This window comes from Pantoea sp. JZ2, assembly GCF_035191405.1.
GTDB lineage: Bacteria > Pseudomonadota > Gammaproteobacteria > Enterobacterales > Enterobacteriaceae > Pantoea > Pantoea stewartii.
Genome location: NZ_CP045247.1, coordinates 1,177,964 through 1,202,771, shown reverse-complemented (window position 1 = coordinate 1,202,771; position 24,808 = coordinate 1,177,964). Strand labels below are relative to the sequence as shown.

The 24,808-nt window shown below is 52.8% G+C and carries 32 protein-coding genes and 1 other annotated feature; of the genes, 7 read left to right on the top strand and 25 right to left on the bottom strand.

Annotated features, from left to right (window positions below; translation table 11 throughout):
* Position 1 precedes the first annotated feature (1 nt).
* The 19 genes from GC087_RS05955 to GC087_RS05870 all read right to left on the bottom strand — a co-directional run bounded on the left by GC087_RS05955 (position 2) and on the right by GC087_RS05870 (position 11,729).
* Complete coding sequence (locus GC087_RS05955; protein WP_324029947.1) at positions 2 to 598, bottom strand: hypothetical protein; 597 nt, start codon at positions 596 to 598, stop codon at positions 2 to 4.
* The gene (locus tag GC087_RS05950; RefSeq protein WP_324029945.1) at positions 591 to 1,775 is read right to left on the bottom strand and encodes a baseplate J/gp47 family protein; all 1,185 of its coding nucleotides are present in this window, start codon (positions 1,773 to 1,775) and stop codon (positions 591 to 593) included. The genes GC087_RS05955 and GC087_RS05950 overlap by 8 nt, the downstream gene beginning before the upstream one ends.
* A complete protein-coding gene (locus tag GC087_RS05945; RefSeq protein WP_324029943.1) occupies positions 1,772 to 2,101 on the bottom strand; it encodes a DUF2590 family protein in 330 nt (109 codons plus the stop codon). The genes GC087_RS05950 and GC087_RS05945 overlap by 4 nt, the downstream gene beginning before the upstream one ends.
* Positions 2,101 to 4,065: a phage tail tape measure protein gene (locus tag GC087_RS05940; RefSeq protein WP_324029941.1), complete on the bottom strand. Its 1,965-nt coding sequence runs from the start codon at positions 4,063 to 4,065 to the stop codon at positions 2,101 to 2,103. Before GC087_RS05940 ends, GC087_RS05945 begins: the two co-directional genes overlap by 1 nt.
* A complete protein-coding gene (locus tag GC087_RS25815) occupies positions 4,062 to 4,166 on the bottom strand; it encodes a DUF6890 family protein (RefSeq protein WP_416383429.1) in 105 nt (34 codons plus the stop codon). The genes GC087_RS05940 and GC087_RS25815 overlap by 4 nt, the downstream gene beginning before the upstream one ends.
* A gap of 86 nt (positions 4,167 to 4,252) precedes the next feature.
* On the bottom strand, positions 4,253 to 4,510 hold the full coding sequence (locus GC087_RS05935) for a putative phage tail assembly chaperone (protein WP_324029939.1): 258 nt from the start codon (positions 4,508 to 4,510) through the stop codon (positions 4,253 to 4,255).
* A complete protein-coding gene (locus tag GC087_RS05930) occupies positions 4,497 to 4,685 on the bottom strand; it encodes a hypothetical protein (protein ID WP_324029937.1) in 189 nt (62 codons plus the stop codon). Before GC087_RS05930 ends, GC087_RS05935 begins: the two co-directional genes overlap by 14 nt.
* Entirely contained in the window at positions 4,657 to 4,986 is a 330-nt protein-coding gene (locus GC087_RS05925) for a hypothetical protein (protein ID WP_324029935.1), read from the bottom strand. The genes GC087_RS05930 and GC087_RS05925 overlap by 29 nt, the downstream gene beginning before the upstream one ends.
* Positions 4,986 to 5,327: a M15 family metallopeptidase gene (locus tag GC087_RS05920; RefSeq protein ID WP_119938295.1), complete on the bottom strand. Its 342-nt coding sequence runs from the start codon at positions 5,325 to 5,327 to the stop codon at positions 4,986 to 4,988. The genes GC087_RS05925 and GC087_RS05920 overlap by 1 nt, the downstream gene beginning before the upstream one ends.
* Positions 5,324 to 5,620, bottom strand: coding sequence for a phage holin family protein (locus tag GC087_RS05915; protein WP_324029933.1), 297 nt, complete (start codon positions 5,618 to 5,620; stop codon positions 5,324 to 5,326). The genes GC087_RS05920 and GC087_RS05915 overlap by 4 nt, the downstream gene beginning before the upstream one ends.
* A gap of 9 nt (positions 5,621 to 5,629) precedes the next feature.
* Entirely contained in the window at positions 5,630 to 6,085 is a 456-nt protein-coding gene (locus GC087_RS05910; RefSeq protein WP_324029931.1) for a phage protein, read from the bottom strand.
* Positions 6,082 to 7,209 (bottom strand): DUF2586 domain-containing protein, encoded by a 1,128-nt coding sequence (locus tag GC087_RS05905; RefSeq protein ID WP_324029929.1) that lies wholly within the window; start codon positions 7,207 to 7,209, stop codon positions 6,082 to 6,084. The genes GC087_RS05910 and GC087_RS05905 overlap by 4 nt, the downstream gene beginning before the upstream one ends.
* Positions 7,206 to 7,910 carry a phage virion morphogenesis protein gene (locus GC087_RS05900; RefSeq protein ID WP_324029927.1) on the bottom strand — a complete coding sequence of 235 codons (705 nt, stop codon included), beginning with the start codon at positions 7,908 to 7,910 and terminating at the stop codon, positions 7,206 to 7,208. The genes GC087_RS05905 and GC087_RS05900 overlap by 4 nt, the downstream gene beginning before the upstream one ends.
* Positions 7,907 to 8,389 (bottom strand): phage tail protein, encoded by a 483-nt coding sequence (locus GC087_RS05895; protein WP_324029925.1) that lies wholly within the window; start codon positions 8,387 to 8,389, stop codon positions 7,907 to 7,909. The genes GC087_RS05900 and GC087_RS05895 overlap by 4 nt, the downstream gene beginning before the upstream one ends.
* A complete protein-coding gene (locus GC087_RS05890) occupies positions 8,386 to 8,838 on the bottom strand; it encodes a head completion/stabilization protein (RefSeq protein ID WP_324029924.1) in 453 nt (150 codons plus the stop codon). The genes GC087_RS05895 and GC087_RS05890 overlap by 4 nt, the downstream gene beginning before the upstream one ends.
* A gap of 93 nt (positions 8,839 to 8,931) precedes the next feature.
* Positions 8,932 to 9,123 carry a hypothetical protein gene (locus GC087_RS05885; protein ID WP_114848438.1) on the bottom strand — a complete coding sequence of 64 codons (192 nt, stop codon included), beginning with the start codon at positions 9,121 to 9,123 and terminating at the stop codon, positions 8,932 to 8,934.
* Between the two features lies 1 nt (position 9,124).
* Positions 9,125 to 9,838: a phage terminase small subunit gene (gene gpM, locus GC087_RS05880; RefSeq protein WP_324029922.1), complete on the bottom strand. Its 714-nt coding sequence runs from the start codon at positions 9,836 to 9,838 to the stop codon at positions 9,125 to 9,127.
* Positions 9,839 to 9,847: 9 nt separating this feature from the next.
* A complete protein-coding gene (locus tag GC087_RS05875) occupies positions 9,848 to 10,876 on the bottom strand; it encodes a phage major capsid protein, P2 family (protein WP_324029920.1) in 1,029 nt (342 codons plus the stop codon).
* Between the two features lie 34 nt (positions 10,877 to 10,910).
* Entirely contained in the window at positions 10,911 to 11,729 is an 819-nt protein-coding gene (locus tag GC087_RS05870) for a GPO family capsid scaffolding protein (RefSeq protein WP_324029918.1), read from the bottom strand.
* Positions 11,730 to 11,914: 185 nt separating this feature from the next.
* Here GC087_RS05870 and GC087_RS05865 point away from each other — a divergent pair, with 185 nt between their 5' ends.
* The 3 genes from GC087_RS05865 to GC087_RS05855 are packed head-to-tail and all read left to right on the top strand — an operon-like array spanning position 11,915 to position 15,038.
* Positions 11,915 to 13,699 carry a terminase large subunit domain-containing protein gene (locus GC087_RS05865; RefSeq protein WP_324029916.1) on the top strand — a complete coding sequence of 595 codons (1,785 nt, stop codon included), beginning with the start codon at positions 11,915 to 11,917 and terminating at the stop codon, positions 13,697 to 13,699.
* Positions 13,696 to 14,715 carry a phage portal protein gene (locus GC087_RS05860; protein WP_324029915.1) on the top strand — a complete coding sequence of 340 codons (1,020 nt, stop codon included), beginning with the start codon at positions 13,696 to 13,698 and terminating at the stop codon, positions 14,713 to 14,715. The genes GC087_RS05865 and GC087_RS05860 overlap by 4 nt, the downstream gene beginning before the upstream one ends.
* Positions 14,715 to 15,038: an Ogr/Delta-like zinc finger protein gene (locus tag GC087_RS05855; RefSeq protein ID WP_416383428.1), complete on the top strand. Its 324-nt coding sequence runs from the start codon at positions 14,715 to 14,717 to the stop codon at positions 15,036 to 15,038. Before GC087_RS05860 ends, GC087_RS05855 begins: the two co-directional genes overlap by 1 nt.
* Before the next feature lie 306 nt (positions 15,039 to 15,344).
* Here GC087_RS05855 and GC087_RS05850 read toward each other — a convergent pair whose 3' ends face one another.
* From GC087_RS05850 to GC087_RS05835, 4 genes are all read right to left on the bottom strand, one after another.
* Positions 15,345 to 18,002, bottom strand: coding sequence for a toprim domain-containing protein (locus tag GC087_RS05850; protein ID WP_324029914.1), 2,658 nt, complete (start codon positions 18,000 to 18,002; stop codon positions 15,345 to 15,347).
* Positions 18,003 to 18,261: 259 nt separating this feature from the next.
* Complete coding sequence (locus GC087_RS05845; RefSeq protein WP_324029913.1) at positions 18,262 to 18,831, bottom strand: 3'-5' exonuclease; 570 nt, start codon at positions 18,829 to 18,831, stop codon at positions 18,262 to 18,264.
* 9 nt (positions 18,832 to 18,840) lie between these two features.
* Positions 18,841 to 19,179, bottom strand: a complete 339-nt coding sequence (locus GC087_RS05840; protein ID WP_324029911.1) for a hypothetical protein — start codon at positions 19,177 to 19,179, stop codon at positions 18,841 to 18,843.
* Positions 19,180 to 19,202: 23 nt separating this feature from the next.
* Positions 19,203 to 19,484, bottom strand: coding sequence for a Cox family DNA-binding protein (locus tag GC087_RS05835; RefSeq protein ID WP_086626625.1), 282 nt, complete (start codon positions 19,482 to 19,484; stop codon positions 19,203 to 19,205).
* A 108-nt stretch (positions 19,485 to 19,592) separates the two neighbouring features.
* Here GC087_RS05835 and GC087_RS05830 point away from each other — a divergent pair, with 108 nt between their 5' ends.
* From GC087_RS05830 to pheA, 4 genes are all read left to right on the top strand, one after another.
* Positions 19,593 to 19,892 carry a helix-turn-helix domain-containing protein gene (locus GC087_RS05830; RefSeq protein ID WP_324029909.1) on the top strand — a complete coding sequence of 100 codons (300 nt, stop codon included), beginning with the start codon at positions 19,593 to 19,595 and terminating at the stop codon, positions 19,890 to 19,892.
* 66 nt (positions 19,893 to 19,958) lie between these two features.
* The gene (locus GC087_RS05825; RefSeq protein WP_324029907.1) at positions 19,959 to 20,960 is read left to right on the top strand and encodes a phage integrase; all 1,002 of its coding nucleotides are present in this window, start codon (positions 19,959 to 19,961) and stop codon (positions 20,958 to 20,960) included.
* A 173-nt stretch (positions 20,961 to 21,133) separates the two neighbouring features.
* Positions 21,134 to 21,257, top strand: a sequence feature (Phe leader region).
* A complete protein-coding gene (locus GC087_RS05820) occupies positions 21,135 to 21,182 on the top strand; it encodes a hypothetical protein (protein WP_193750318.1) in 48 nt (15 codons plus the stop codon). (Overlaps the previous feature by 48 nt.)
* A gap of 22 nt (positions 21,258 to 21,279) precedes the next feature.
* Positions 21,280 to 22,443 carry a bifunctional chorismate mutase/prephenate dehydratase gene (gene pheA, locus GC087_RS05815; RefSeq protein ID WP_033739505.1) on the top strand — a complete coding sequence of 388 codons (1,164 nt, stop codon included), beginning with the start codon at positions 21,280 to 21,282 and terminating at the stop codon, positions 22,441 to 22,443.
* 36 nt (positions 22,444 to 22,479) lie between these two features.
* Here the strand turns inward: pheA and tyrA are convergent, their stop codons facing one another.
* Together tyrA and GC087_RS05805 are read right to left on the bottom strand one after the other, a co-directional pair.
* A complete protein-coding gene (gene tyrA / locus GC087_RS05810; protein ID WP_006120703.1) occupies positions 22,480 to 23,601 on the bottom strand; it encodes a bifunctional chorismate mutase/prephenate dehydrogenase in 1,122 nt (373 codons plus the stop codon).
* A 6-nt stretch (positions 23,602 to 23,607) separates the two neighbouring features.
* Positions 23,608 to 24,687, bottom strand: coding sequence for a 3-deoxy-7-phosphoheptulonate synthase (locus GC087_RS05805; RefSeq protein ID WP_033739508.1), 1,080 nt, complete (start codon positions 24,685 to 24,687; stop codon positions 23,608 to 23,610).
* Positions 24,688 to 24,808 lie beyond the last annotated feature (121 nt).

Sequence of the window (24,808 nt, the reverse complement as noted above, 5' to 3'; positions counted from 1 at the left end):
ACTACTCTCCCTGTAAGCTCGCGCTGAATGTCGCGCTACTGGTTTCCGTACCGGCAATACTCGCCGGATAAACAATATATTCACCCTGATCCCACCCTCCCCGGATGGCCAGACTTTCGGAAGTGATAACCTCAAACTGATAACGCCGGCACGTTCGGCCGTACTGGCGAATAATCTGGATCATCAGCTCAGTGTTATCGGCTATCTGGCTGTCAGTAACGCGAACCCGTATCACGTCCCAGTCAATCCCCGGCTGGCGCTCCAGTAGCTCCACATAGCCGATCCCCAGCCGGTCAAAGATATTGATAAAGCCCGCAACAGAACCGGCATCAGCCGCATTCACAAAGGCATAAGCAACACGCCGGCGAAACAGCTTCAGCGGTTCGCCGTTAAAGCGGCTGATATCCCTGTCCCAGGCGATAAGGCCCAGTATCGTCTCGTTGCAGGTCAGCGGGTCAGACTGGCGCAGCGGCCACGTAACCCAGTCGTGAACATCTTTCCAGAAGGTCTGTGCCGCTTTTAGGAGCTTTTGCGGTTCCCCCTTATTCATCCAGGACGGCAGCACCATGCCGTCCAGCTTTTTAAGAAAATCATTCATCCTGTAAATCCACCGTCAGCGTGTTAAGGCGCGGTATGCTGAGTTCACTGGTGATATCTTTCAGTGAAAATTCCAGCGAATCCGTGTCCGGGAACGTCTTATGGATCTCCCGTCCCAGCTGAGAGAAGGAGAAGCGCGAGTATGGCCACGTCTTCTTCACTTCATAGTCAGTGTTTTCCCGGAAGGCGCAGCGGATAAGGTTTTCCACGCCCTCTTTCAGGCTGTCGCGCTGCTCCTGTTCCAGGTTGCTCAGGTTTTTGATCCAGACCGTGGCAACCAGATCGTGACGGCTTTCCGGCATGGCGAAACACTGTATATCATCGCCGTGGCCATGATGCCCCTGGGTATTGATGTAATCATTGACGGCATCAATAAACGGGTCGGACGCAACCCCGCTATCCAGCAGTAAATACGCATTAGCGGTACCCGGCCCGCGCGGCGCGTCATGCTCAAAGAAAATCCTGTCGATACTCAGACCCGCCACACCGGCAATCATCGAACGATAAACCGCGTCGGTATGGTAATTCCCCACCAGGTTAAACTGATTGCGGCAGCGTTCGCGCAGTTCGTCGTCGCTCTCCTCGTCAGCTCCCGGCACCGTCAGCCAGTTTTCTTCACTGGCGACGTGGCTGATACCGTCTACCGCCACCGGCAGAATGCGATAATAGCCCGGCGCCAGGTTGTACGCCCCGCCCGTTCCGGTGGCGTCGACTGCCAGCAGAGCGCTGGATGTACCGACAGGGATCGAGACATCAGCAACGGTGGACACGGCGTACACCCTGCCATTGATACGCTCAGTCTGTATCACCGTGCCGGCTTTGACCGTCACCGCCTGCTTTACATCGTCCTTAAAGAAACGGATCACGCCTTCGGCCCGGCTTGCCGGTTTCGGCGTGACGTTCACCGCCCAGGCAAGCAGGCGCAGCATTTTGCCGGCGGCCGTGGCCACAAACATACCGGGCAGCACCACCGCAACCAGCGCATCTTTGAGCCACATCACCGGCGCGGTCACAATCGCCGTAATCAGCCGCCAGAATGGCGACATACGGGACGTATTGGTAATCAGCCCTTCCCCGGCCACAACGGCATTAAAACGGGTACTCACCTCATCTTCCCTGGTTGGCATCCCGCTGGCCTTCACCACGTCTTCAAAATCGACCTGCGGTTTTTCCGTCATAGGTTCACCTGATAAGTCATGCTGCCAAAGTCATACGTACCGGCAGTCACCCACAGACGTTTAGCGCTTTCCTCGCGGATTTCCACCGTACCTGGCACGATGCGATCGTCACTTTCAACCAGCAGTTCCAGCTGGGTGAAAATATCCGCGCGTAAAGTCGGGCTGCGCTCGGCAATTAACTGCGTGGCCAGCCCGCTTTCAATAACTGAATGAACCACATCCTGCCCGATACTTTTGCTGTTATTGCACAACTCAGGCTCGCTGCCTGTATTAAGCACAAAGTTTCGCCCCTCTATAAGCAGGTCGATATAAAGTACGTCAATCATTAATTCAGCTCCTGAAATTCCATTAGCTGACCGGGCGACACCATTTCTTTAGGGTAAATATTCACAGTGCCAATTTTCCGGCTGTTATCCGTTACCGATTTTGAATTTTTGCTGACAGTGCTGCTGATTCCGCCCCGGTCAATGCCCTTTAATTCTCCACCCGTCGAAAGCGTGTTGGTTGTCAGCGACGACTGGCTTTCACTGGCCATTGAAATATTCACGCCAGGTATTTTGTTGAGCTTAACGACCATCCAGTTCCAGTATTTCAGGAACCCGCCTTTGATCGTCTGCCAGATGTTATCGAACATCGTCACTATGCCCGTCGCCATGCCCCTTAACGCGTTTGAGGGAGAAAAACCGGTAAGCAGCGCGGTAAAGCGTTTCCAGCCGTCCGCAATCCACTGCCATGCCTCAGAGAAGATCCCTGCCAGCCACTTAATGACCTCCGCCACCGCCTTAAATGCGGCACTGTCCATGACAGCGGCTTTAATAGCGTCCCAGTGTCTGACCAGCAGATAACACCCGACAACAAGCAGGGCTATCGCCCCGATAATCAGCAAAACCGGCCAGCTCATCAGATTGATACTGATCCCGGCCAGCATCGCGGCCATGCGTACCGCAAGCAGAACGCCACGCAGGGTTTTCAGCACAATGTTCCAGGCCAGAACGGCTTTCTGCGCCAGCCAGATAACAAGTGTGTATGACTTCACGACAGCGACCAGTAAGCGCCATACGCCGGTCAGCCCCATAATGATGAATTTAGAAATACCCATCACGATACTGGCGCTCGCGCCCACAGCGGCAAAACCCAGCAATGCCAGCGTGGCATAACCGATTACGCGCGCGATATTGGGAAACATCTGCATCCAGCGGGCAAAGGTCTGCCCCATATCGGCCAGGCGGTTCAGCAGGGGATACAGAACGGGGATTAACGTCAGGCCAGTCACCGTCTGAATGGCTTTCAGGATTTGCACAAAGCGATCCCACGGCTTGACCATCTTTTGCGCCATTTCCTGCGTGCGCTTCAGCCCGTCAGCCCCGCCCAGCTCGGTGATGTTGCGTTGAAGTAACGCTACATTGCCATACAGCTGTTTTACCACCGCTGAACTGTCACCAAAGGCCGCATCCAGCTCCGCCTGCGCTTTCAGGTTGCCATCCAGGCTTCTACCGTACCTGTTCTGGAGCTTCGTCAGCATGTCAGGCATGGACAGCATTTTGCCGTTCACATCGGTAAACGACAGCCCGAGCTTTTTAGCGCCATCAATCGCGCCGGTCATAAAGCCCTCGTAGGCGCTGCTGGCCTCCGTTCCGAGCGTACGCTGAAGCTGCCCCAGTACCGCCAGCTGTTCATCCATTCCAACGCCGTAGTTCGTCCCGACGCCTCGCGCACCTTCCATCAGGTCTTTAATGATTCCCATCCCGGTACCAAAGGTTTTGCGCATGTACACCATCTTGCCCGCCAGCTGTTCGGCAAACGGGACTTTTCCCAGCCTCGCCGCCTCAGCGGAAAAGTTGCCGAACATTTGTCCCATAAATTCCGACGTTTCAGCCGCGGTGGATTTCATGGCAAACGCCAGCGTGTTAGCCACCCTCGTCACCTTCGGCAGTTCTGTGCTGCTGAGGCCGGCAATGGAGGCGTTAATGTCTTCCGTTGACTTCACAAACTCTACAGCACTGGTGCCAAAGGTCATGCTGAAGCGCAGCGCATCACGCTGCACGGTTTTCAGCGAAGTATCATCAATCCCTTTTGCGGCGGCATCGTTCAGCGCATCATACATCTCAATCGCCGGCGACAATGCCCCCTGAATGGCCTGAGCAACGCCCCACATGGCAAGCCCGCCGGCACCAATCTGTTTAAAGGCATTTTTTGATTTTTCAGCAAAACCGGATACGCTGGCCTGCGCCTGTTTTAACGGGCGGGTCAGTTTATCAATCAGGCTTAATGTAAAATCTAATTGTTTCATTCCGAGCCTTTAAATGCCGTGCTGATTCCGTTAGCCACCGCAACACGCATATTCTCCCAGTGACGATTATCCAGCCATATGGCAGCGGAAATATCATCCACGGTATCTTCCCCGTGCGGGAGATAATAACGGCGCAATATCAGATATTGTTCGAGTCCATTCTCTTCAATGGTCTGGACTCGTCTGGTTAGTTTTTTACTTCAATTTCCAGTTCTGGCGCGTAAAGTTCATTAACCTTACCCGCAAGCTGAAGCGCAGCACCCGGACGTTTTAAAATTTCCGTCAGTGCTTCTTTACTTTCTGCTACAACAATGCGCGTCAGATAATTGTGCGCAGGCACAACTTTATTATCCATCGCCATTTCATTAATGAATTTGTTATAAGCCGTCTGGTTAGGTTCAAAGGTAATATCCTGACCACAAACAGTAAGATTAATCTTTTCCATAAATAATGCTCTCTCTTAAATTAATTTCATCAACAAGCTGGTTATGTCGGGCAGCGCACTGTCCGTATAAGTCCAGATAAAGGGTTAATAACTCAGCTGCATCCCGCCCTGTCGTCCCGGTCAGACGCGGCAGCTGCGTGGTACATTTAGTCTTCAGGTTTTCCTGATAGCGCACGCTCAGTGCCGGCTGCGGCCTCGTTGTACATGCTGACAAAATCATCAGACAGGCAACGATTGGTAAAAACCGGCTTGACCACTTCAGTACGAATCTCACGCGGTGGCGCATTTTTTAAAGCCTCCAGCTGCTCCTCCAGCTTTCGCCCCGACACGCTGGCCGCGTCTGCCAGCTGCTTCCCGGTGGCGGTGGCCGTCTGGCTAATCGCAAGGTCAATACTGTCCCGCTGCCACCCTGCCACCGTCCAGCCGCTACAGAACGTCAGGACAACCAGAATAATTCTCACCACAGGATGTTCCATCAACGAACCCCGTTGTGTTCCAGGCTGAAGTGATTGCCGTCCGGACGGGATTTGAAGCGCCCGCCCCACGTACCGCCAAGCGTCTCCCAGTACTCGCCCAGCGGCAGGTACGCCGCGCTGTCGGTCTGGTACTGGCCGTTAATGAACAGATTGAAGTCCACTGCCAGACGCTGGGTGTGCAGGCTGTTAGTGATACCGCTGCCTTTTTTCGCATTCAGCGCGGCCTGCTCAGGCGTGCGGTACGCTTCACCGAACGTCAGGCGATAACCGTGTTCTTCCGCCCACTGGATCAGATTTGCCACCATTACGGTGAAAAGCTGCTGTTTTTCGCTCAGAGTCATTTCCCTGCCCCTTTATTCAGAAAACCGCCGATCCCTTTTTTACGCAGCCAGGCTTCCACACCGTTCAGACCCAGAATCCCCAGCCCGGAACCAATGCCGACCAGCGCCAGCGGATGAATGTCCGGTACCACATACAGCGCCACCCCGGCCAGCAGTGACAGCGCACTGCCGACAATCAGACGACCTGCCAGTAAGCGAACGGTGATAGGCTCACCACTGCTCAGCATCTTTCCCAACGCAATCATCGCGCCCATGATGGCCAGCGCAATAAATCCCTTTTCGTACTCCTGCATCCCTGCCTCTTATCCAGTCAGATTTTCCGTGGATTCCGCTTCCAGATACGGAATCCCGTCGATGTTGATAAATTTGGGGCTGGTCACGAGAAACTTAATTTTTCGCGTAGACAGTGCCCCGCCTTTGGGATCGAGATCCAGAAGGTTGTTCAGCAGCAGCTTGCAGCCGAACGCCTCCACTTTGGTTTCTTCGTTGCCGGCTTTGGCATAGAAAAGAAAATCCAGCTCAGGAATGCCGCGCCATGAACCGGCAGACTGCGCACGGGCCTTAATGACCTTCAGCGCTTTGGTGGACAGCTCCAGCTCACCTTCGGCGGAAACATCGCCATCCACCCAGCCATCCGGCACGCCACGCGTTTGTGCAGCAGCGGTGTTATCAGTGATATCGAGTGAAATTTTCTCCGCATGTACCAGTTCGGCGTCCATGTAGAAATCAAAGGACATACCGGAAATACGTCTTGTCATGCGCTTGCCTCCAGGCTGGCATCCAGCAACAGGCTGATCGTGATTTGCAGCGGTACCTCATACGTACGCACCACCATGTAAATATCCACAGCCTTTTTATTCTTCCAGACGATCGTGATATCGCCATCCTGCGGCGGCTTCACCTCTCCGGGGAAGGAGACGCCGTTAATGTTCGCTGCCGTGGACATTTCGCGCAGCGGGCGGGCAAACAGCGTCTGGTGTGCCGCAATGCTGCCCGGCGTACTGTTAAGCGAACGGTCGGCTATTTTGCCGATAGCCAGCAAACGTACACGACGCGCGGCTTTATCTGCGATACGCAAGGTTTCGATGGACTGATAATCGCCCCCTTCAACGTCCAGCGTACGGCCATCAGACCAGTAGTAACCGTCATAGTCCGGATACCACATCGGTACGCTAAAACGCTGGGCTTCCAGCGCCTGCAGCGTGGCCAGCTCCAGCACCGCACCGGTGCCGTCCTTTGGTAGCTCATCGCTCCCCATGCTCAACAGCGCCCCAGTTTTCACCCGCGCGGGGCTGTCAGCGATGGTGACAGCGCGATTGCACAACCGGCCGGCAAGCACACCCGGTTCATTCCCCCAGAGACGGGGAACCAGCTGTACTGATTTCTCGGCAATACCATCCTGAAGCGTGGACAGGCGGGTCAGGTAGTCGGCCTGTGCCTCCTCATCCTGCATCCCCTGTACCGCCAGAATGAACCAGACCCAGCGGCCATATTTCGCCTTCAGTTCCGATCGCAACGTTGCCGCCTGGTTAACAATGGCTTTAGCGGACACATCATCTGACAGCACCACGCCTTCCACCGAACAGACTACCTGCGCAGCCTTAACCGCCTCCACCCACGCATCTGCTTCGCTGTCTGCGGCCAGCACATGGACAAATCCCCACCAGTTCTGGCCGGCGTTTGCCTGCGCGGCCAGAACATCATTTTTTAACGGGCTGTCACCGTCACCCAGCAGCGTGTCAAAATCGCTCTGCGCGTTGACGGCCAGCGTCTTCCCTTCATTTTTTGAACCGGTACCGATAAACAGCAGCGTGCGCTCCACCTCACTGGTTTCGCCCAGCAGCTGGTTCACCTGATTCACGGTTACGTTTGGCCAGGTCATGCTCTCCCCCTGATATCCTGCGAGTTAACATCCAGACCGAACCCGACAGCCTGAAGCTGTCGCGCCAGCGCTTTGTTAAAATCTTCCTGACCAATCCCCAGAAACGCCCTGGCAGGTAAATCAATCTGCCAGGACGTTTTGACCGACTTATCTTCCAGTATCCGGATAAGCAAACCAGCCTGGCGGGCGGTCATTTTTTCCTGTATTTCCTTATAGCCGGGTTTACGCCAGCGCTTACCACGCCTGACTTTGTACCCGGCTTTACGCAGGCGCTTCGCCTGTCGCAGCGAGGCAGGTTTATCCCCCTGCTCACGGCCTGCCACCTGCTTACGGTTGACGGTAACGCTCATCCCGTTTTGCTGGACATACCCCACGACGCCGGCAGAGAGTTTCCCTTTTGCGTTGCGGTAATGCCCGCCGGCAAGATACAGCCTGACGGACCCGGTTTCCGGCATCTCCCGGATGCGAATCAGTTTTGGCATGTTGCGCAGCATCTTGCCCTTACGCCGCGTCTGCCTGCCCTGCCATTTCGCGCCGTCTGGTGCCTGCTGGTTACGCACGTTGCGCCTGGATGCCGCCTCCACCCCGTATCTGGCCATGCGCCACAACAGACGGCGACGTTTGGCCGGGGGCAATTCAAGGCTGGCCAGCGCAGCCTGAAGCTGGCGGAACTGCTCCTGATTCAGCTCTCCCTGAATCATTGCTGCCCCTCTGTAAGCGGGATAATGGTCACTTCCTCCGCCGTCCAGATATCCGGCTCAGCCAGTCGCCAGCGCTGGCCATCAAAGGGGATTTCACCTTTGGGATCGGGAACCATATTCAGTTCTTCCGCCATCGGCAGCGTCACCACCATGATGGCCGTTTCCTGGTCGATGGTTTCGATATCAAATTCCGGCAGCTCGCTGTCAATGCCGGTTTCCTCCAGCAGCCCCCGCTCATCCAGCGTCAGCCAGGACATAAACAGCGCCATCAGGATTTTGGGATCGTACTCGCGGTAGGGGTAACGCTCCCACGTCAGGACGGCGTTATAGCGGATGATGGCAAGGCGATACTGCCCCAGCCCGTTATCCCGCTGCGCCGGAATGAACGTGATTTCATCCATCTGGCTGTCAAAACCCTGCATTGCCCGCTTCGGCATGTTCGCAATGAGAAAATCGGTCAGTTGCTTCAGCTGGCTCATATCATGGCCACCGTAATACGTTTAAGCCCCTTGATACGCCGTACCGTCAACGTGGATTCGGCAATCAGGCTGGAGCGGGTTTCGTCGCTCTCCTGCCCCGGATGGCTCTCACGCCGCCCAATGGACGCAAACTCGCCCATCAGGTCAGCTTTAGCGCGGGCATACACTGCCTTGCGGTAACGGGCGCACAGCAGGTTTTCGCCGTCGATTTCCACTCCTGGCACGGACTCCGCGCTGGCGTGGCCATCGCCCTGATATTTTGCGGCGACCTTAACGAGGTCATCATTGATTTCGCCGGCTGCGGTCAGCAGCGCCTGGCGAATGGTGGCCGCGTCGATATCGGCCGGAATGGTGCGCTGGGACTGAAAATCTTTCACGCTCATGTCTGGCCAGAAGCCGTCATTCGTAAGACAGGCATCATCAAAATCAATAGAGGTTCCGCTGAACATCCTGTTTCTCCGGAAAAAAGCGGGCTGGCCGGTTTCCACGGGCGATACGCTTATGCGATCCCCTCCACCGCGCCCGCTTTCGGGTCGGTAGCCTTATGCGCCGCGTTTTGCGGCCTGAATCTCGCCTTCTTCAAACCACGCATCAGATGCGCGGCCGTCAGCAGTCTGGTAGTGGATCAGATACTGGTTGCAGCTGTTGGTATATTCCGCGCGGGCCTTGATATGCCCCTCTTCGCCACTAATGGAAACTTCAACAACCTGTCCTAACTCATGCTTAAACGACATATCAAACTCCCGTAGTCTCTTTCTCCAGCGCCCGCAGACGTGCAGCGATACGCTGCAACATCGTGCCGACACCACATTTAGGGTCGAATCCCTTCGCCTGCTCCAGCATTTCCTTAGCCCGGAGCAATACTTCCCTGTCTTCCGTTGCCGCTGCGCGTGGTTCTCCGTTTTCATCGCGTAGCAGGTGCAGACCGGCAAACTTCAGGTATTTGGCCTTAATGACCTCATACACATTCCAGTGCTGCATCACGTTTTCCAGCGTGCGGCTGAAATACGGCTCTAAATCGTTCCCCTGCACGGCTTCCACTTCCGCCCAGGACAACACCGTATCCGCCACAAACACCGGGAACGTACTGCCGAACGCGGCAGGGGTTTCCTGCCCCCGTGTGATTGCCACATCCGCCCAGTCCAGCGCCTGGTCATACTGGCCTGTATCAAACAGCCAGACGACGCACCAAGCAAAAACAGGGTTTTGCTGCACACTGTCACCTTCCAGCCAGGTCTGAGCGGTAGGCATCCAGCGCGGTAACAGCACATCACGCTTAAACTCCATGCGCTCTGCGCGGCTCTCAATCGCTGCGGCCGCTGCCACATCCTTTTCCAGCGCGACGATCTGAATATGCAGGCTGGTTTCCGTATCCAGCGACTGCTGCTGTCGCAGTAACCGCTCTGCTTCAATTCGTGCGCTGTGGCGCTGTGCCGGTGACAGTTGCATCAATCCCCCTTATTCCCCATCCGGTGGCACGACAGGTGCCCCGATAGTTACCGCACTTTCATCAAACGCGGCGTACAGTTCCGGATACTCAACCGCATAACCTTCGTTACGCAGGTATTTGTTCTCGTACTGCTTACGGTCTTCCACAAATTCAGCCTTACGCTGGCGGGTGCCGCGCTGGGTGTAGATGTGCAGGTTCGGCAGCGTGGTGACAATCATGCGTTTACCCGGCATAAACGGCGGGACGTAAGCGGTGCGGCCGGCGATACTGTCAGACAGCAGCTGCGCGGCGATCTTCTCGGTCGGTTTATCCGCTTTCTGGTACAGGCGGAAAGACTCAGCCGCCACAAGATCAGCGCCAACCAGCACCACCAGACGCGGGTCATTACGGAACTGCGCCGGAATTTTGGTATTGATAAGGTCTGATGCCATTGCGTCGAGTGACACATACTCGCCTTTACCGTCGCCATCGAGCACAACCGCATCAGTGATGATCTGCTGGCCATCTTTCCACTCTTTGACGATTTGATGCCAGCCCTTGTTCACATCTTCGCCATTCGGGTTCTTCTCGGCGTCCGTGGTTTCCGCAACAGACTTACCGTTAAAGCCGATACGCAGCATATCCAGCGCAAATGACTGGTTGGTAAATTCCTGCACGCGCTGGAAAAACTCACCTTCGTCGCCGGCGTTCGCCCAGACAGAAAGAAGTTGCCAGGTCAGTGCGGCGCAGGAGTCTGTTTCGACCAGCTTGTAGTCATTGCCGCTCACGCCCACTTTCTTACGGAAGCGGCCATCCAGCACACGCCCGGTATACAGGCCAGAACTTCCGACCGGCACCACCTGCCCCTGTAACTGGTCAACATCAGCAACGGTGATCAGATTCAGGAAATCAGACTGCTCCATCAGCGCATTGCGCAGCTGGGTTTCTTTCGGGTCGGTCAGCGCAAACCAGCGATCTTCTTCGCTGGCACCGTAGGATTCACGCAGCCCGGTGTGGTACTGGCGCAGAAACTGACGGGCTTTTGCATTCAATTGCATATTCATTTTCCTTAAAGAAAATCAGCATCATCCCTTACAGGAAGTTGAAGCCTTTTTTGCCCTTGCTGAACTGCTTGTTCGGCAGCTTAGTGACCTTCTCGTTCAGCTTGCTGAAGCCCTTCACCAGCTCCGGCAGGTTGCCGACCAGACGCGCGAAATCTTCGGTATCCACCACCTCTTTCACGGTACCCACATCGTCCTGCACATCGGTCATAGCGGATTCAATCGCGCTCACACGGTCTTCCAGCGATGCCAGCGCATCGGCCAGCGCCTGCATGGCATCAGACGGTACGGTTTCCTCTGGTTGCGTTTCTTCCGGCTCTTCAATGCTGAAAAAATGACGCCAGCCTTTTTTCGCTGTTTTTGACATTCCCTTTTCCTTTTTAAATTCCCTGACTTCATCAAACGCGAGCGGCTTATATGGGCCGATGCGCTTTCCCTTTGTGCGGCTGAAACGTAGCCGTGTGGTATTTACCCCGGCCGGACTGTCAGTAACAGCCAGCCCTTCCAGATAGGTTTTCCCTGTACTTCTGAAATTGCCGTCCGGTGTAAACTCCGGTGATAAAAATAAAAGCTGACCCTTCGCATTTGCCTGAAGCAATGCAATTGCCGGACAGAGACGGGCATATAAACGAAGAATACCCTCATCATCCCGCCCGGTTTTTACTTCCAGCACTTCACCCATATTCCCGAAATTTCGGGTATGCTCCGGCCATAACAGCGCGGTATATACATTGGGATCATATAATTCAGCTGCATCAAGTAACCATTGTTCTTCAATGGCTCGCTTATCAACCGTTTCACCCGCAGTGGCGATACAAACCCAGTTTGTTGCCAGTTGTGAACCTGACATATTGCCTCCGTTCATTCTGCGGGTTTCAGTATCACCAATAAAAGGTATCTTCGCATTCCAGTTATTTCGGAGAAATTCGGATATACCAGTTAACCGAATCAAACAGAATTAATTTTCAAAACTTGCGGCTGAATTGCTGAATAATTCGCTTGTTAAATAAAACGGACATAAAGGCACGGAAGCCAATGGCGAAATACAGCGAAGAATTAAAAGGTGTAGCGCGGGCGCTTTACCTGAAGCGCTATACCCCGCAGGAAATAGCCAGTGAACTTAATTTACCCAACCGGCGTATCGTCTATTACTGGGCGGAGAAATATGCCTGGGCGGAACTGCTCAGCCACGAATCCACGGAAGACGCGCTCAATCGCCGGGTGCAGTCGCTGACGCTGCGTGAGGGCAAGTCGGAGCTGGAGCTGCGCGAGCTGGACAGTCTTGTGGCGCATCTGGTGAAACTCCGTGCGCAGCATAACAAGCATCAGGAAAAGCTGGCTGAAATTAAACACACTGAAGGTGATGCAGTTGCGTCGCGGCAGTCCGGCGACGGCGAAAGATCGCGTAAACGCGGAAAATACAAAAAGAACGATATCAGCAAACTCGCTCAGGAGGACTTCGACCGGTTCGCGCTGGAGACCCTGTTCGGCTACCAGAAACACCTGAGAGCGAACCTTCACCGGCAGGTCAGAAATATACTTAAAAGCCGCCAGATTGGCGCGACCTGGTATTTTTCGTTTGAAGCCTTTGAGAATGCGGTGATGACTGGCGATCCGCAAATCTTCCTCTCGGCATCCAAAGCCCAGGCGGAAGTCTTCCGCAGCTATATCGTGAACATCGCAGAGCAGTATTTCGGCGTGGAACTCACGGGCAACCCCATCCGCCTGTCCAACGGCGCGGAGCTGCGCTTCCTGTCCACCAACAAGAATACCGCCCAGTCCTACAGCGGCCACCTGTACTGCGATGAATATTTCTGGGTGCCGAACTTCGCCAGACTGAATGAAGTGGCCAGTGCGATGGCCACACACGACAAATGGCGCACCACCTACTTTTCCACGCCAAGCAGCAAAACCCACCAGGCATATCCGTTCTGGACGGGGGAAGAGTGGAAGCGTGGCGACAAAAAACGCGCCCGGGTCGAGTTCCCCACAGAGAAGGAACTGCGCAACGGTGGGCGGCTCTGCCCTGACGGTCAGTGGCGCTACATCATCACGATGGAAGATGCGATCGCTGGCGGTTTTAATCTGGCCAGCATCGGGAAGCTACGCAACCGCTACAACCGCGATACGTTCAACATGCTTTACATGTGCGTGTTCGTGGACAGTAAGGACAGCGTATTCTCGTTTTCCCATGTTGAACGCTGTTGTGTCGATCCTGCCACCTGGGAAGACCATGACGAAAACCTGCCCCGGCCGTTCGGCAACCGCGAAGTGTGGGCCGGCTACGACCCGGCCCGCAGCGGCGATACGTCCACCTTTGTGATTATTGCGCCGCCAATACTGGCCGTAGAAAAGTTTCGCGTGCTGCGCGTTTTCCACTGGCAGGGAATGAACTGGAAGTGGCAGGCCGCACAAATCAAGAAGCTGTCTGGCCAGTACAACATGACCTACATCGGCATTGATATCACCGGGCTGGGAAGCGGTGTCTTTGAAGATGTTCAGCACTTTGCCATGCGCCAGGCTGTCGCGATCCGCTACGGCGTCGAGACGAAAAACCGCCTGGTAATGAAGATGATCGACGTTATCGAAGACGGCCGCGTGGAATGGGATAAGGAGCAGACGGAAATCGCCGCCAGCTTTATGACCATCCGCCGTACGTCTACGGCCAGTGGCAACGCGATGACGTTCGTTGCTGACCGCACCGCAGAAACAGGACACGCAGACAGTTTCTGGGCTATCGCCCACGCTATCGACAATGAACCACTTAATTACGGAAACCAGCGTAAATCCCGCTGGGGAAACTTAGGGAAAGCAGCATGAAGAAACGCAAATTCAGGGAACGCCGCAGCGCCCCAAAACCACGTCATATGAGCCTTATCAGCCTGGGTAAGCCTGAACCCATTCTGACCACTGGCACAAACTATACCGATGTCTGGTACGACAACGAGGCAGAGCACTGGACGCTGCCGATTGACCGGCTGGCGCTGGCACAGTTGGTTAACCTGAATGCACAGCACGGCGGCGTACTGTATGCCCGCCGCAACATGGTAACGGCAAACTACGAAAATGGTGGGCTGACGCATGAACAGCTGGGCGCGGCGGTATTCGACTGGCTGACGTTTGGTGATGTGGCCATTCTGAAGGTGCGCAACGGCTGGGGGGATGTAGTGGAGCTGTATCCGCTGCCGGCGCTGTATACCCGCCAGCGTAAAACGGGGGAGTTTGTCGTGCTGCAACAGGCTGAACCGGTGATTTACCCGCCTGAAGATATCATTTTCCTGAAGCAGTACGACCCGCAACAGGCGGTTTACGGCCTGCCGGACTACATCAGCGGCATTCACTCCGCACTGCTGAACGGTGAAGCGACAATCTTCCGTCGCCGCTATTACCACAATGGCGCACATACCGGGGGCATTATCTATTCCAATGACCCGAACATGACCGACGAAGTGGAAGAAGATATTATCAGCAAGCTGGAACAGTCGAAGGGGATCGGGAACTTCAGCACCATGTTCGTGAATATCCCAAAAGGCGATCCGGATGGTATCAAATTTATCCCGATTGGCGATATCAGCGCCAAAGATGAGTTTCAGAATATCAAGAACATCAGCGCCCAGGACGTACTGACCGCGCATCGCTTTCCGGCAGGGCTGGCGGGGATTATCCCGACGAACGGCGCTGTGATGGGAGATATTGAGAAAGCGGCTAAAACCTACTGTAAAGCTGAAGTTCTGCCCATCCAGCGCATGTTTGCGGCGGCGGTGGCAAATCAGCCAGATATTCCACAACATTTGTACCTGAATTACCTGAAAGACAGCGAGCTGGAAGGTGATTAATGCCGGAAAAAAGGCTAAAATATAGGCGTTTTCAGGTTCATGGAGCGCGGAATATGCGGGTACTAAAAGTAAAATGTCCGGAATGCGGGGCAAAGGCGATCATCAGAAAGACCAACCCCAAGCACCGCCATATTTCAGATATTTACTGCGCCTGTTCCGACGTGGAATGTGGTCACACCTTCGTGCTTAACCTGACGTTTTCACACACGTTAAGCCCCAGTGCCAAAACCGGGGACTTGATGGTGCAGACTATCCTCAATTCCTTCTCGCCTGAACAAAAGCAAATGACGCTGGATCTACTGAAAGCAGGCATCGCGGCCTGAGTCCCCTTCGGAGGGCTTACGGCACTGAGTTTTTACCCCTGATATCAGTTATTTTACCGTCAGCCACCGTATAAATTTTGCCGGCAGGCCAAAGGTCATACAGGCGCAGAAAAGTCCGGTTGAAACATCTCCGGTTCCTGCGCCAGCTGTTCCTGAAATATTTTTCGCTGTCCTGCTTATACCGTGAATAGCCACCAGAACGGGAGCAAACTGCACGGACATTCCGCATATATCGCTCGTGCCGGTTTGCACGCTCAGTTGCATAAGACTGATACAACTCATGAATAAATGAACGTCTACCCACCGTTATTTCTCCCTACGGAATATCCAGCAACGGAATGTATCCGGCATTCTTTGCATTTCACCTTTGCCACGGTTGTGGCGTTCGCTTACCGCGCTACGCGTGGTTTTTGTGTCAATAAAACGGCGTTCATTGCCGTTTTTAAGCAACTTTTTAATCTCGGTTAACGTAAACGGAATACGCTGCCGGTGGGCGGCGGCGACTTCTTCAAGGTGGTTAAAGTTGACCGCAATTTCCCCTTCATCCGATGAATGGTTGATGCCGTACGGTGCCAGCTCGTCGAGATAATCAAACAGCTCCCAAAACTCCTGCACCAGAGGGTGATCCTTTTTAAGCGCCTGGCAACGTTCCACGGCCAGCGCGGTGATGGCCTCGCGGGTCTTCTCAATGCGTTCCACCGGTACCGGCACAACCAGCGCCAGCGCTTCCAGCAATCCGACCAGCTGCGCGTGGTTTTTGGCGATACGAATATGGCGAATGTTGGTATTAGACTCCAGCTCACTGCGGGCGTGTTCGTAGCCATGGCCGAACACCTTCATGATTTCTTTTTCGCGCATGGTGGCCAGCAGTGTAAACCCGGATACCTGGCTGACCGGAATCTGTTCAAGGCGCTCTGCGGCATAGCGGGTCTGAATGGACTGGCCGCGCTTGTCGGTATAGATGTGGATAATACGCTCCAGAAACGCCTTACTGCCGTCCGTGTCGGCGTTCTGCGCTATCACTATGCTGCCCCTGAATGGCGGCTCGTAAGTCTCGTTATTGTTCGATTTGATACCCACGGCGCGGGAAGCGCGGCCGTTGTACAGTGATTTCAGTTCGTCCCAGTCAAAAGCGCGTTGTTTGGCGTTATCGGTGGTGCGATCGCCTTCGATTAAAACCACCGGCAAGTTACCGACCTGAGCAAAGTTACGGCCACGCGCGGCGGCGGTAGATTTCGAAGGGTCAAACCCTTCATACTCTTCACGGCCGGCGAGCTTCCATAGAAATTCAATCAGCGTCGATTTACCCGTTCCTGGCTCCCCCACGATTTCAAGGAACGGGAAAGATTTATCACGCTCGCGGATTTGCTCAGCAAACAGCGACCCCAGCCAGAACGCCAGCGCCACATACCCTTTTTCACCAAAAGCCGTCCAGATATCGTCCACCCAGCCCGTGGTAAATTCGTTCAGCTTCGGATTCAGATCCAGCGACGGCGTGAGGCTCAGGCTCTTGACGCTGGCACTGTTAATTTCGAAGTAATCTTCATCGTTCATTTCGTACAATCGGCCATCGCAAACAGCCACGCGGTTATACAGCCAGGCGGCATAATCCTTGTTATAGCCTATGAAATTCTGCGTCTTAACCTCTTTGATTTCCGGGAGGCGCATCTGAATGAACTTATCCAGCTGTTTAGTACTACCGGTGTAAACCGCCCCTTTGGCGATGTGCAGTAGACGCTTTTTGAACTCGGCGGAGCTGGTGAGCTGATTGGCCGTGAAGATGTCTTTTACGGCTGGCCGGTTCGGCATATTGACCTTCACGTAATACCAGGACTCGTCCGTAGGTTCAGATCGTTGGAAGTAAAGCGGCGTCAGCCAGCAGTTGGCGATTTCGGTCACACCACCTGATTCTTTAACGGCCCGCTCTTTAGCCTCCCACTCCATCACCACTTCGGTACCGGTATTGGTGATGCGTTCATAGGCTCGCATATACCTGTCCAGATCCAGTTCAAACCAGTACATGCGGGAGTTATGCTCAAAGTAAAACGAATGCCATTCGTTATGCTGATGCATGAGCAGCGCTTTTTCAGTCGGGCTTTTCGCCAGCAGGATATCGCCATAGTAGCGATAATTTTTGATGTCCGATTTGCCAAGACGGCCACGTAACAGCAGGTCATTCCAGTCCAGGCTGGAGGATGTTTTCACCGGCTGCGCCGCGCGAACCTTCCAGCCGGCTTCCTCGCTACGTGCAGCAAAGGCCAGCGTATGCTTTGTGCCGGCTTTGTCGCCATCAAACGCCCATATCAGGCGTGGGCGGGGTTTCTCACCCAGCTCTTTAGCCAGGGTATCCAGCGCCGCCAGTGGGTAATTGTTGCTGCTCAGCGTGGCTACAGCGGGTAAACCCGCCTGGCACAGACTCAGTGCATTGAATATGCCCTCAGTGATCCAGATATCATTCACTTCCAGCAGGTTTACGGACGGCGGAACCCACCAGTGACCAACGTAGCTTCCTTTGATGTTCGCTTTCTGTTTACCGAAACGCTGCGGCTGGTCGATGATGCGCTCCCACGTCGCACCACAGGCCAGCTTAAATCTGACGGTAGCCGACCCCATGCCATCTTTGGCGAACGCGCCCTGGGTAAAGCAACCTTTCAGCGGTTCAGTATCCAGCCCCCGCGCCTCACGCAGATACGCCTCAGCGGCAGCGTGTGGGGTTTCAGGCGTGTCCTGGTACCGCTTAGACCAGTCCTCAAAGATTTCAGGGTACTGCTCTTTTACAACGACCTGATGGCCGCAGTTGTTTTCGCGGCCACACTTCAGGATCCACGGCTTTTCTATGCTGGTGAATAACTCGCGTTTATGGCATTTAGGGCAAATGCCCTGCTGCAAATATTTATCCCGTTCCTTGAATTCAAAATCCTGAACGAGCCGGCGCACAACGTCCTGCTGTATTGTGGCATTCATAATTAATCCAGATGTAGAAAGGTGTGAAAGGCAAAAAACTATATTCGGTATTGTTTGTTATATCGCTCATGCGTCATTAACTCCCAATGCCTGCCCTTATCTTTACTCAGTAACCGCCAGCGATAAGAGACATGCACAGAAAAATAATGATGCGGTTTTATAACCTGATATACTTTTTTGCCGCTGTAATATTCCGTCAGCACAGAAAATGCCTTGCATATGACACTTTCACTTGCATGAGAGGTCACTGTCAGCATAGTTATTTCACACTGGCTATTTTAATGAGATACATCCAGACGTAAGAAACAATTTTTGCCTGATGAATGGCATCATATAAGGCGTGATGTTTAACACCTTCAAATTGGATAATATTACGAACATTCAGCCCAAGCGTTTTGGACAACTCAACAACCGTTCTTACATCACGGTCATTCCAGTAGTTCCACAATGGGTCTGTGAATCCGCACTTCTCCGCTGCATTACGTAAAATAACGTTGTCGAAGGCTGCACCATTCCCCCATACCTGCACTTTAGATGGGTCAGAACCTTCAGTAATAAAGGCTTCCAGATTCGCTAACGCCAGAGGCAAATCCAGGCAATCATCATTCAGCAGTTCGCTACGTGCCTCTGCATCCTGACGCATCCACCAACGCACAGTATCAGCCCCCATTGTGAGGCCGTGTCCTACGCAGCTGTCCAGGCTTACACGCTGATAAAACTGCTCACCCATTTCGCCGGTTTCCGGATTGAAAAAAACAGCACCGATAGAAGTAATCGCCGCAGTTGGTTTATTATCCATAGTTTCAAGGTCAATCATTAAATGTTTCATATCGGTTCCTTAACGTGGGGAGGCTGCAACAGGTTTAAGATGCGAGTTAATACTCTTCAATTCGGAAGTCGCCAACGACATAAGCCCGGAAATGTTGTTTTCAGTTGGGATATTACCGCCAAAGACCATAAGTGTGATTTTGTGCAACTCCTCAAAATCATCACTGTCGTTATTAAAGCGAGCTGTAGACGTTATTCCCTCAAGACATTTCGCCAGTTGAATATTCAATTCCATTAACTGTAAACCATCACTGTGGACAGAGAATGTTTCTTTATCAATTGCTTTTGCCTGTGCATGATAATTTTGCAACAGGCTACGAATGAGAGTGGCGTATTTAGTTTTCATCATTAGACCCAATGGTATTTATTTTACTAACGAGCGCTTTTATCTGTCGTGAATAAACGGTTCTTCCAGTCATGCCATTCAGGCGGCGCAATCTGGGCCAAATGTGCTGCATATGCATCCCATTCCCCCCGATGAATATAGATTTCCCCACCTTTCTTTGATGGGTTCAGAGGGTCTTTCATGCGGATCACCGGCAATTTTCCAGCCATAGCCATTTTGCGAATCGCTGCGGGTGTTTTGCCTATATATGCAGCAAAAAGTTCTGGCGTTACCAGGTCTGAAAGCGCGTTTTCTGCTGGCTCCTTCATCTGTGGTATCCTCCGTTAGTTTGGGTTCCTAGGGCGCTTTAAGACGCTCTAGGGTTCTTTTTTTAGGGTTCTTCCGTGAGAACCAATGATAGTTGCGATACAAGAACCATGTCAAGAAATTATGCGGACAAACTCCGGCAGATCCGGAAAGCAGAAGGGTTAACTCAAAAAGAATTTGCAGAGCTTACTGGGGTTGCCCTTGGGACAATTAAAAAGTACGAAACTGGCCATCAGCCAGCTCGTGCAGAAGTTATGGAAAGTGTTATTGAGGTGAATACGTTTGAAAAATATACACTCTGGTTGATGACAAACAAGACGGCACCAATTGCGGGGCAGGTGTCCCCGTCTCTCTCCCCTGATGGGCACGACAACATGACATCAGCCCGTTCCAGCCGAAAAACTGGCTAAACATCTTTTTTTTCTATGCGTTAGCGCAAAACTTACATAATGATTGCGATGCCGGAGAGGATTTCCATGTCAATCAAAAAACTCGATGACGGGCGGTATGAGGTAGACGTCAGGCCCCAGGGCGCACGAGGAAAACGCATTCGTAGAAAATTCAATCGGAAATCAGAAGCAGAGATTTTCGAAAGATACGTGCTCACTAATTTCCATAATAAAGAATGGGCGCCTCGACCTGTTGATCATCGCCCCTTATCAGAACTGATTACTCTATGGTGGCATTATCACGGACGAAATCATAAATATGGGGAATCATACAAACAGCGGCTTGAGAAGGTTGATCGCGAGATGGGTTTTCCTCGCGTTTATATGCTCACAAAAAAATTTCTTATGGGATTTCGTTCAGAGAGGCTGCAACAGGTATCACCAGGAACACTCAACAGAGATTTTTCAATTCTTTCAAGCGTTTTTGAACTATTGGCGAAGGTAGAAGAGTTTCATTCTGATAACCCTATTCACGAAATCAAAAAGTTAAAGGTCAAATCCAAAGAAATGTCATTTCTCCAGGATGAAGAAATTACTCTTCTACTTGAAAATCTGACTGGAGATGAGCACCGGGTCGCCGTTCTCTGCCTCAATACAGGAGCAAGATGGGGTGAGGCCAGCGGCCTCCGGGCCGAAAATGTAGTGAACAACCGTGTTACTTTTGTTGAAACAAAGACGGGGCCACAAAGGACTGTTCCGATATCTCAAGAAGTAGCCGACTACATACTAACTCGCAAATCAGGAAAGCTATTTGATGCAAAATATTCCATCTTGCGAAGCGTGCTAAAACAGATAAAACCTAGCCTACCGCGAGGACAGGCTGTACATGTATTACGCCATACCTTCGCAACTCATTTCATGATTAACGGTGGCAATATCGTCACTCTTCAAAGAATCCTAGGCCATACCAGAATTGAACAAACAATGGTTTACGCACACTTCGCCCCTGACTACCTCACTGATGCGATCAATTTCAATCCTCTAAGAGGCGGAGTGTCCATATCATGTCCACAGGCTGGGGTGTCTTAGGGTGTTTTAGTCTTTATTAGGATGATATCCATTTTCAGATAAATTCATAACGCATTGAATATAAAAAAATAAATGTCTATTCGACGTTATGCAGTGCTCCTCCGGGCGCGTTTTTTGTTGACAGCTTTTCGTGAGTACGGTTACTCTCAGGTCAGCTCAATTTTGGAACGCCTCATGAAAATACTGTCGTTTTTCTTCGCTTTCTTTTTTACCTTCCCCTGAACGGGAGGCCATTCGTCGTGTAAAAAGAAAGCGAAGACGAACAACAAAGCCTCCCAATCGGGAGGCTTTTTTATTGGATAGCTTACAGGTGAGCCTTATGACCCCGGACAATCCGCTTCTGGCGCTGCGTGAAAAAATCAGCGCCGTGGACGAAAAACTACTGACGTTACTTGCCGAACGGCGTTTGCTGGCTGTGGAGGTGGCAGAAGCGAAACTCGCCACCCATCGTCCTGTCCGTGATATCGAACGTGAGCGCGCGCTGATCGAACACCTTATTGTGCTGGGCAAAAAGCATCAGTTAGATGCGCATTACATTACCCGTCTGTTTCAGTTAGTCATTGAAGACTCCGTGCTGACACAGCAGGCATTGCTGCAAAAGAACCTGAACCATCCGCATGCACAGGCTGCGCGCATCGCGTTTTTAGGGCCAAAGGGCTCTTATTCTCATCTGGCTGCGCGACAGTATGCTGCCCGCCATTTCGACAGCATGGTGGAATGCGGTTGCCTGAAATTCCACGACATTATTAAACAGGTTGAGAACAACGCGGCAGACTACGCTGTCCTGCCCATCGAAAACACCAGTTCCGGCTCCATCAATGATGTTTATGACCTGCTTCAACAGACCAATTTGTCGATTGTCGGTGAAATGACGTTGCCCATTGAGCACTGCATGCTGGTGAGCGGCCCGAGCGACCTGGAACAAATCGAAACGGTTTACAGCCACCCACAGCCTTTCCAGCAGTCCAGCCACTTTATCAACCGTTTTCCACACTGGAATATTGTTTACACAGAAAGTACCGCCGCCGCGATGGAAAAAGTGGCCGCGCTCAACTCGCCGAAGGTTGCGGCTATCGGCAGTGAGGCCGGAGGTGAGCTTTATCAGTTACGCGTGCTTGAGCGCCATCTGGCTAACCAGCAGCAGAACCATACTCGCTTTATTGTTCTGGCACGCAAACCTATTGATGTCTCCGATCAGATTTCGGCCAAAACCACGCTGATCATGGCAACCGGTCAACAGGCAGGTGCACTGGTTGACGCCCTTTTGGTCCTGCGCCAGCACAATCTCATCATGAGCAAGCTGGAATCCCGTCCAATTAACGGCAATCCCTGGGAAGAGATGTTTTATCTGGATGTGCAGGGTAATTTGCAGTCTGAGAAAATGCAGCAGGCACTGGAAGAACTTCGCGCCATGACGCGTTCACTGAAAGTTCTTGGCTGCTATCCCAGTGAGAATGTGATTCCTGTGGAACCCAAGCAATAGAAATGAAAAAGGCATCCGGTTGGATGCCTTTTGCTTTTAAGGACGGCTGTCGTTAGCCGATCGCAGTAAGCTTCTGCTTTCAACCAAAAAGCGTTTTGCGTGATCGCCAAACCAGGCCTCAACCCGATTGAAGCTGGCGATAAAGGCGTGCTTATCGCCTTGTTCCAGCAAAGCAATCGCTTCGCCAAATCGCTGATAATACCGCTTGATAAGATTCAGGTTATTTTCAGACGACATGATGATATCCGCATAGAGCTGGGGATCCTGAGCAAACAGGCGCCCAACCATTGCCAGCTCCAGCCGGTAGATAGGCGATGACAACGCCAGTAGTTGGTCAAGATTGACGTTCTCTTCCGCCAGATGCAGCCCATAAGCAAACGTCGCAAAATGGCGCAGGGCCTGAATAAAGGCCATGTTCTGATCGTGCTCTTCCGCACCGATACGATGAAGGCGCGCGCCCCAGACCTGGATCTGCTCCAGAAACCACTGGTAGGCTTCCGGTTGTCGCCCATCACACCAGACCACAACCTGCTTGGCCAGGCTGCCGCTGTCAGGCCCAAACATTGGATGCAGACCCAATACTGGCCCGCGATGTGCGGCCAGCATCGCCTGCAAAGGGCGATGTTTAACCGAGGCAAGATCCACCAGTATGCAGTCATCCGGCAAGGGAGGAAGCCGGTTAATCACCGCCTCTGTCAGATGAATAGGGACACTGATCATCACCATACCGGCATCCGCCAGCAATGTATCCGCCTTGTCCCAGTCATCTTTGTCCAGCGTCTTTACCGCATAGCCAGACAACGTCAGCATTTTATTGAACAGGCGCCCCATCTGCCCTTCACCGCCGATAATCACGATTGGGCGAAGCGCAGGACACAATGTTTTAAAACCTTTATCGTTTTCGCTGGCATAAGATTCACGCATCACCCGGCGTAATACGTCTTCGATCAAGTCCGCAGGAACACCAAGGGCCTCAGCTTCTTTACGACGCGACGCCAGCATCGATGCTTCACGTTCAGGGACATAGACCGGCAAACCATGGCGGCTTTTGACTTCACCCACTTCAGCGACCAGTTCCAGACGTTTTGCCAGCAGATCCAGTAAAGCTTTATCTACCGTATCAATTTGTTCACGTAATGCGTTTAGTTCCGCGACCATTACCTATCAGACCTCGTGTGAAAAACGCGCCGCCAGCGCCCCTTGTAGCTCATGATGCATGCCACGCAGTAAATCTTCGGTAACCTGCCAGTTGATGCAGGCATCCGTGACGGAAACACCGTACTTCATCTCGCTGCGCGGCTGCTCAGAAGACTGGTTGCCTTCATGGATGTGACTTTCCAGCATCAAGCCAATAATTGAGCGGTTACCTTGTTTGATTTGCGCAACGGCAGATTCCGCTACACCGGGCTGACGGCGGTAATCTTTATCGGAGTTACCATGGCTGCAATCTATCATTAAGGCCGGACGGAGTCCCGCTTTTAGCATGGCGGCTTCGCACTGCGCCACATCTTCAGGGCTGTAGTTGGGCGCTTTTCCTCCGCGTAAAATGACGTGGCCATCCGGGTTACCCTGCGTTTGCAGCAGGCAGACCTGGCCCGACTGATTGATCCCGACAAACCGGTGAGGCATCGCCGCCGCACGCATGGCATTAATCGCCGTGCCCAGGCTGCCATCAGTCCCGTTTTTGAAGCCAACCGGCATGGAGAGTCCTGACGCCATCTCACGGTGCGTTTGCGATTCCGTTGTACGCGCACCGATCGCCGACCAGCTGAAGAGATCGCCCAGATACTGTGGGCTGTTAGGATCCAGCGCTTCCGTAGCTAAAGGCAGGCCCATGTCGACCAGATTAACCAGCAATTCACGTGCAATATGCAGCCCTGCTTCCATATCAAATGAGTTATCCATGTAAGGATCGTTGATCAACCCCTTCCAGCCAACGGTTGTGCGGGGTTTCTCAAAGTAGACGCGCATAACAAGATAGAGTTGATCACTCACCGTTTCGGAAAGAGTTTTTAAACGACGCGCATAATCAAGAGCGGCTTCTGTGTCATGAATAGAGCAAGGACCGCACACCACTAACAGGCGTGGATCGCGACCGGCAATGATATCGGCAATGGTCTGGCGCGATGCCGCGATTTGCGCCTGCTGCGCAGGGCTTAACGGAAACTTGGTTTTCAGCTCTTCAGGGGTGATCAACACTTGTTCATTCGCAATGTGAACATTGTTTAGCGCGTCTTTTTGCATCTTGCTGTCCTTTACACTCATTTATGCGTTTACAGGATCCTCACAGAGGATGTGGCACTACTGTACCATAACTGATACACGCAACAATGCTGGATGTACACTTTATTTACCACTAACCATA

Bases quoted from the DNA above. Each gene is read 5' to 3' on its own strand.
- GC087_RS05920 (WP_119938295.1), bottom strand. From the start codon at position 5,327: ATGACTCTGAGCGAAAAACAGCAGCTTTTCACCGTAATGGTGGCAAAT.
- GC087_RS05855 (WP_416383428.1), top strand. From the start codon at position 14,715: ATGCCGGAAAAAAGGCTAAAATATAGGCGTTTTCAGGTTCATGGAGCG.
- GC087_RS05840 (WP_324029911.1), bottom strand. From the start codon at position 19,179: ATGATGAAAACTAAATACGCCACTCTCATTCGTAGCCTGTTGCAAAAT.
- GC087_RS05900 (WP_324029927.1), bottom strand. From the start codon at position 7,910: ATGATTCAGGGAGAGCTGAATCAGGAGCAGTTCCGCCAGCTTCAGGCT.
- GC087_RS05835 (WP_086626625.1), bottom strand. From the start codon at position 19,484: ATGAAGGAGCCAGCAGAAAACGCGCTTTCAGACCTGGTAACGCCAGAA.
- GC087_RS05895 (WP_324029925.1), bottom strand. From the start codon at position 8,389: ATGAGCCAGCTGAAGCAACTGACCGATTTTCTCATTGCGAACATGCCG.
- GC087_RS05830 (WP_324029909.1), top strand. From the start codon at position 19,593: ATGTCAAGAAATTATGCGGACAAACTCCGGCAGATCCGGAAAGCAGAA.
- GC087_RS05935 (WP_324029939.1), bottom strand. From the start codon at position 4,510: ATGGAAAAGATTAATCTTACTGTTTGTGGTCAGGATATTACCTTTGAA.
- GC087_RS05915 (WP_324029933.1), bottom strand. From the start codon at position 5,620: ATGCAGGAGTACGAAAAGGGATTTATTGCGCTGGCCATCATGGGCGCG.
- GC087_RS05865 (WP_324029916.1), top strand. From the start codon at position 11,915: ATGGCGAAATACAGCGAAGAATTAAAAGGTGTAGCGCGGGCGCTTTAC.
- GC087_RS05845 (WP_324029913.1), bottom strand. From the start codon at position 18,831: ATGAAACATTTAATGATTGACCTTGAAACTATGGATAATAAACCAACT.
- GC087_RS05945 (WP_324029943.1), bottom strand. From the start codon at position 2,101: ATGATTGACGTACTTTATATCGACCTGCTTATAGAGGGGCGAAACTTT.
- GC087_RS05870 (WP_324029918.1), bottom strand. From the start codon at position 11,729: ATGTCAGGTTCACAACTGGCAACAAACTGGGTTTGTATCGCCACTGCG.
- GC087_RS05955 (WP_324029947.1), bottom strand. From the start codon at position 598: ATGAATGATTTTCTTAAAAAGCTGGACGGCATGGTGCTGCCGTCCTGG.
- GC087_RS05890 (WP_324029924.1), bottom strand. From the start codon at position 8,838: ATGTTCAGCGGAACCTCTATTGATTTTGATGATGCCTGTCTTACGAAT.
- GC087_RS05875 (WP_324029920.1), bottom strand. From the start codon at position 10,876: ATGCAATTGAATGCAAAAGCCCGTCAGTTTCTGCGCCAGTACCACACC.
- GC087_RS05805 (WP_033739508.1), bottom strand. From the start codon at position 24,687: ATGCAAAAAGACGCGCTAAACAATGTTCACATTGCGAATGAACAAGTG.
- GC087_RS05950 (WP_324029945.1), bottom strand. From the start codon at position 1,775: ATGACGGAAAAACCGCAGGTCGATTTTGAAGACGTGGTGAAGGCCAGC.
- GC087_RS05825 (WP_324029907.1), top strand. From the start codon at position 19,959: ATGTCAATCAAAAAACTCGATGACGGGCGGTATGAGGTAGACGTCAGG.
- GC087_RS05925 (WP_324029935.1), bottom strand. From the start codon at position 4,986: ATGGAACATCCTGTGGTGAGAATTATTCTGGTTGTCCTGACGTTCTGT.
- GC087_RS05905 (WP_324029929.1), bottom strand. From the start codon at position 7,209: ATGACCTGGCCAAACGTAACCGTGAATCAGGTGAACCAGCTGCTGGGC.
- GC087_RS05885 (WP_114848438.1), bottom strand. From the start codon at position 9,123: ATGTCGTTTAAGCATGAGTTAGGACAGGTTGTTGAAGTTTCCATTAGT.
- GC087_RS05940 (WP_324029941.1), bottom strand. From the start codon at position 4,065: ATGAAACAATTAGATTTTACATTAAGCCTGATTGATAAACTGACCCGC.
- tyrA (WP_006120703.1), bottom strand. From the start codon at position 23,601: ATGGTCGCGGAACTAAACGCATTACGTGAACAAATTGATACGGTAGAT.
- pheA (WP_033739505.1), top strand. From the start codon at position 21,280: ATGACCCCGGACAATCCGCTTCTGGCGCTGCGTGAAAAAATCAGCGCC.
- GC087_RS05860 (WP_324029915.1), top strand. From the start codon at position 13,696: ATGAAGAAACGCAAATTCAGGGAACGCCGCAGCGCCCCAAAACCACGT.
- GC087_RS05910 (WP_324029931.1), bottom strand. From the start codon at position 6,085: ATGACAAGACGTATTTCCGGTATGTCCTTTGATTTCTACATGGACGCC.
- GC087_RS05850 (WP_324029914.1), bottom strand. From the start codon at position 18,002: ATGAATGCCACAATACAGCAGGACGTTGTGCGCCGGCTCGTTCAGGAT.
- gpM (WP_324029922.1), bottom strand. From the start codon at position 9,838: ATGCAACTGTCACCGGCACAGCGCCACAGCGCACGAATTGAAGCAGAG.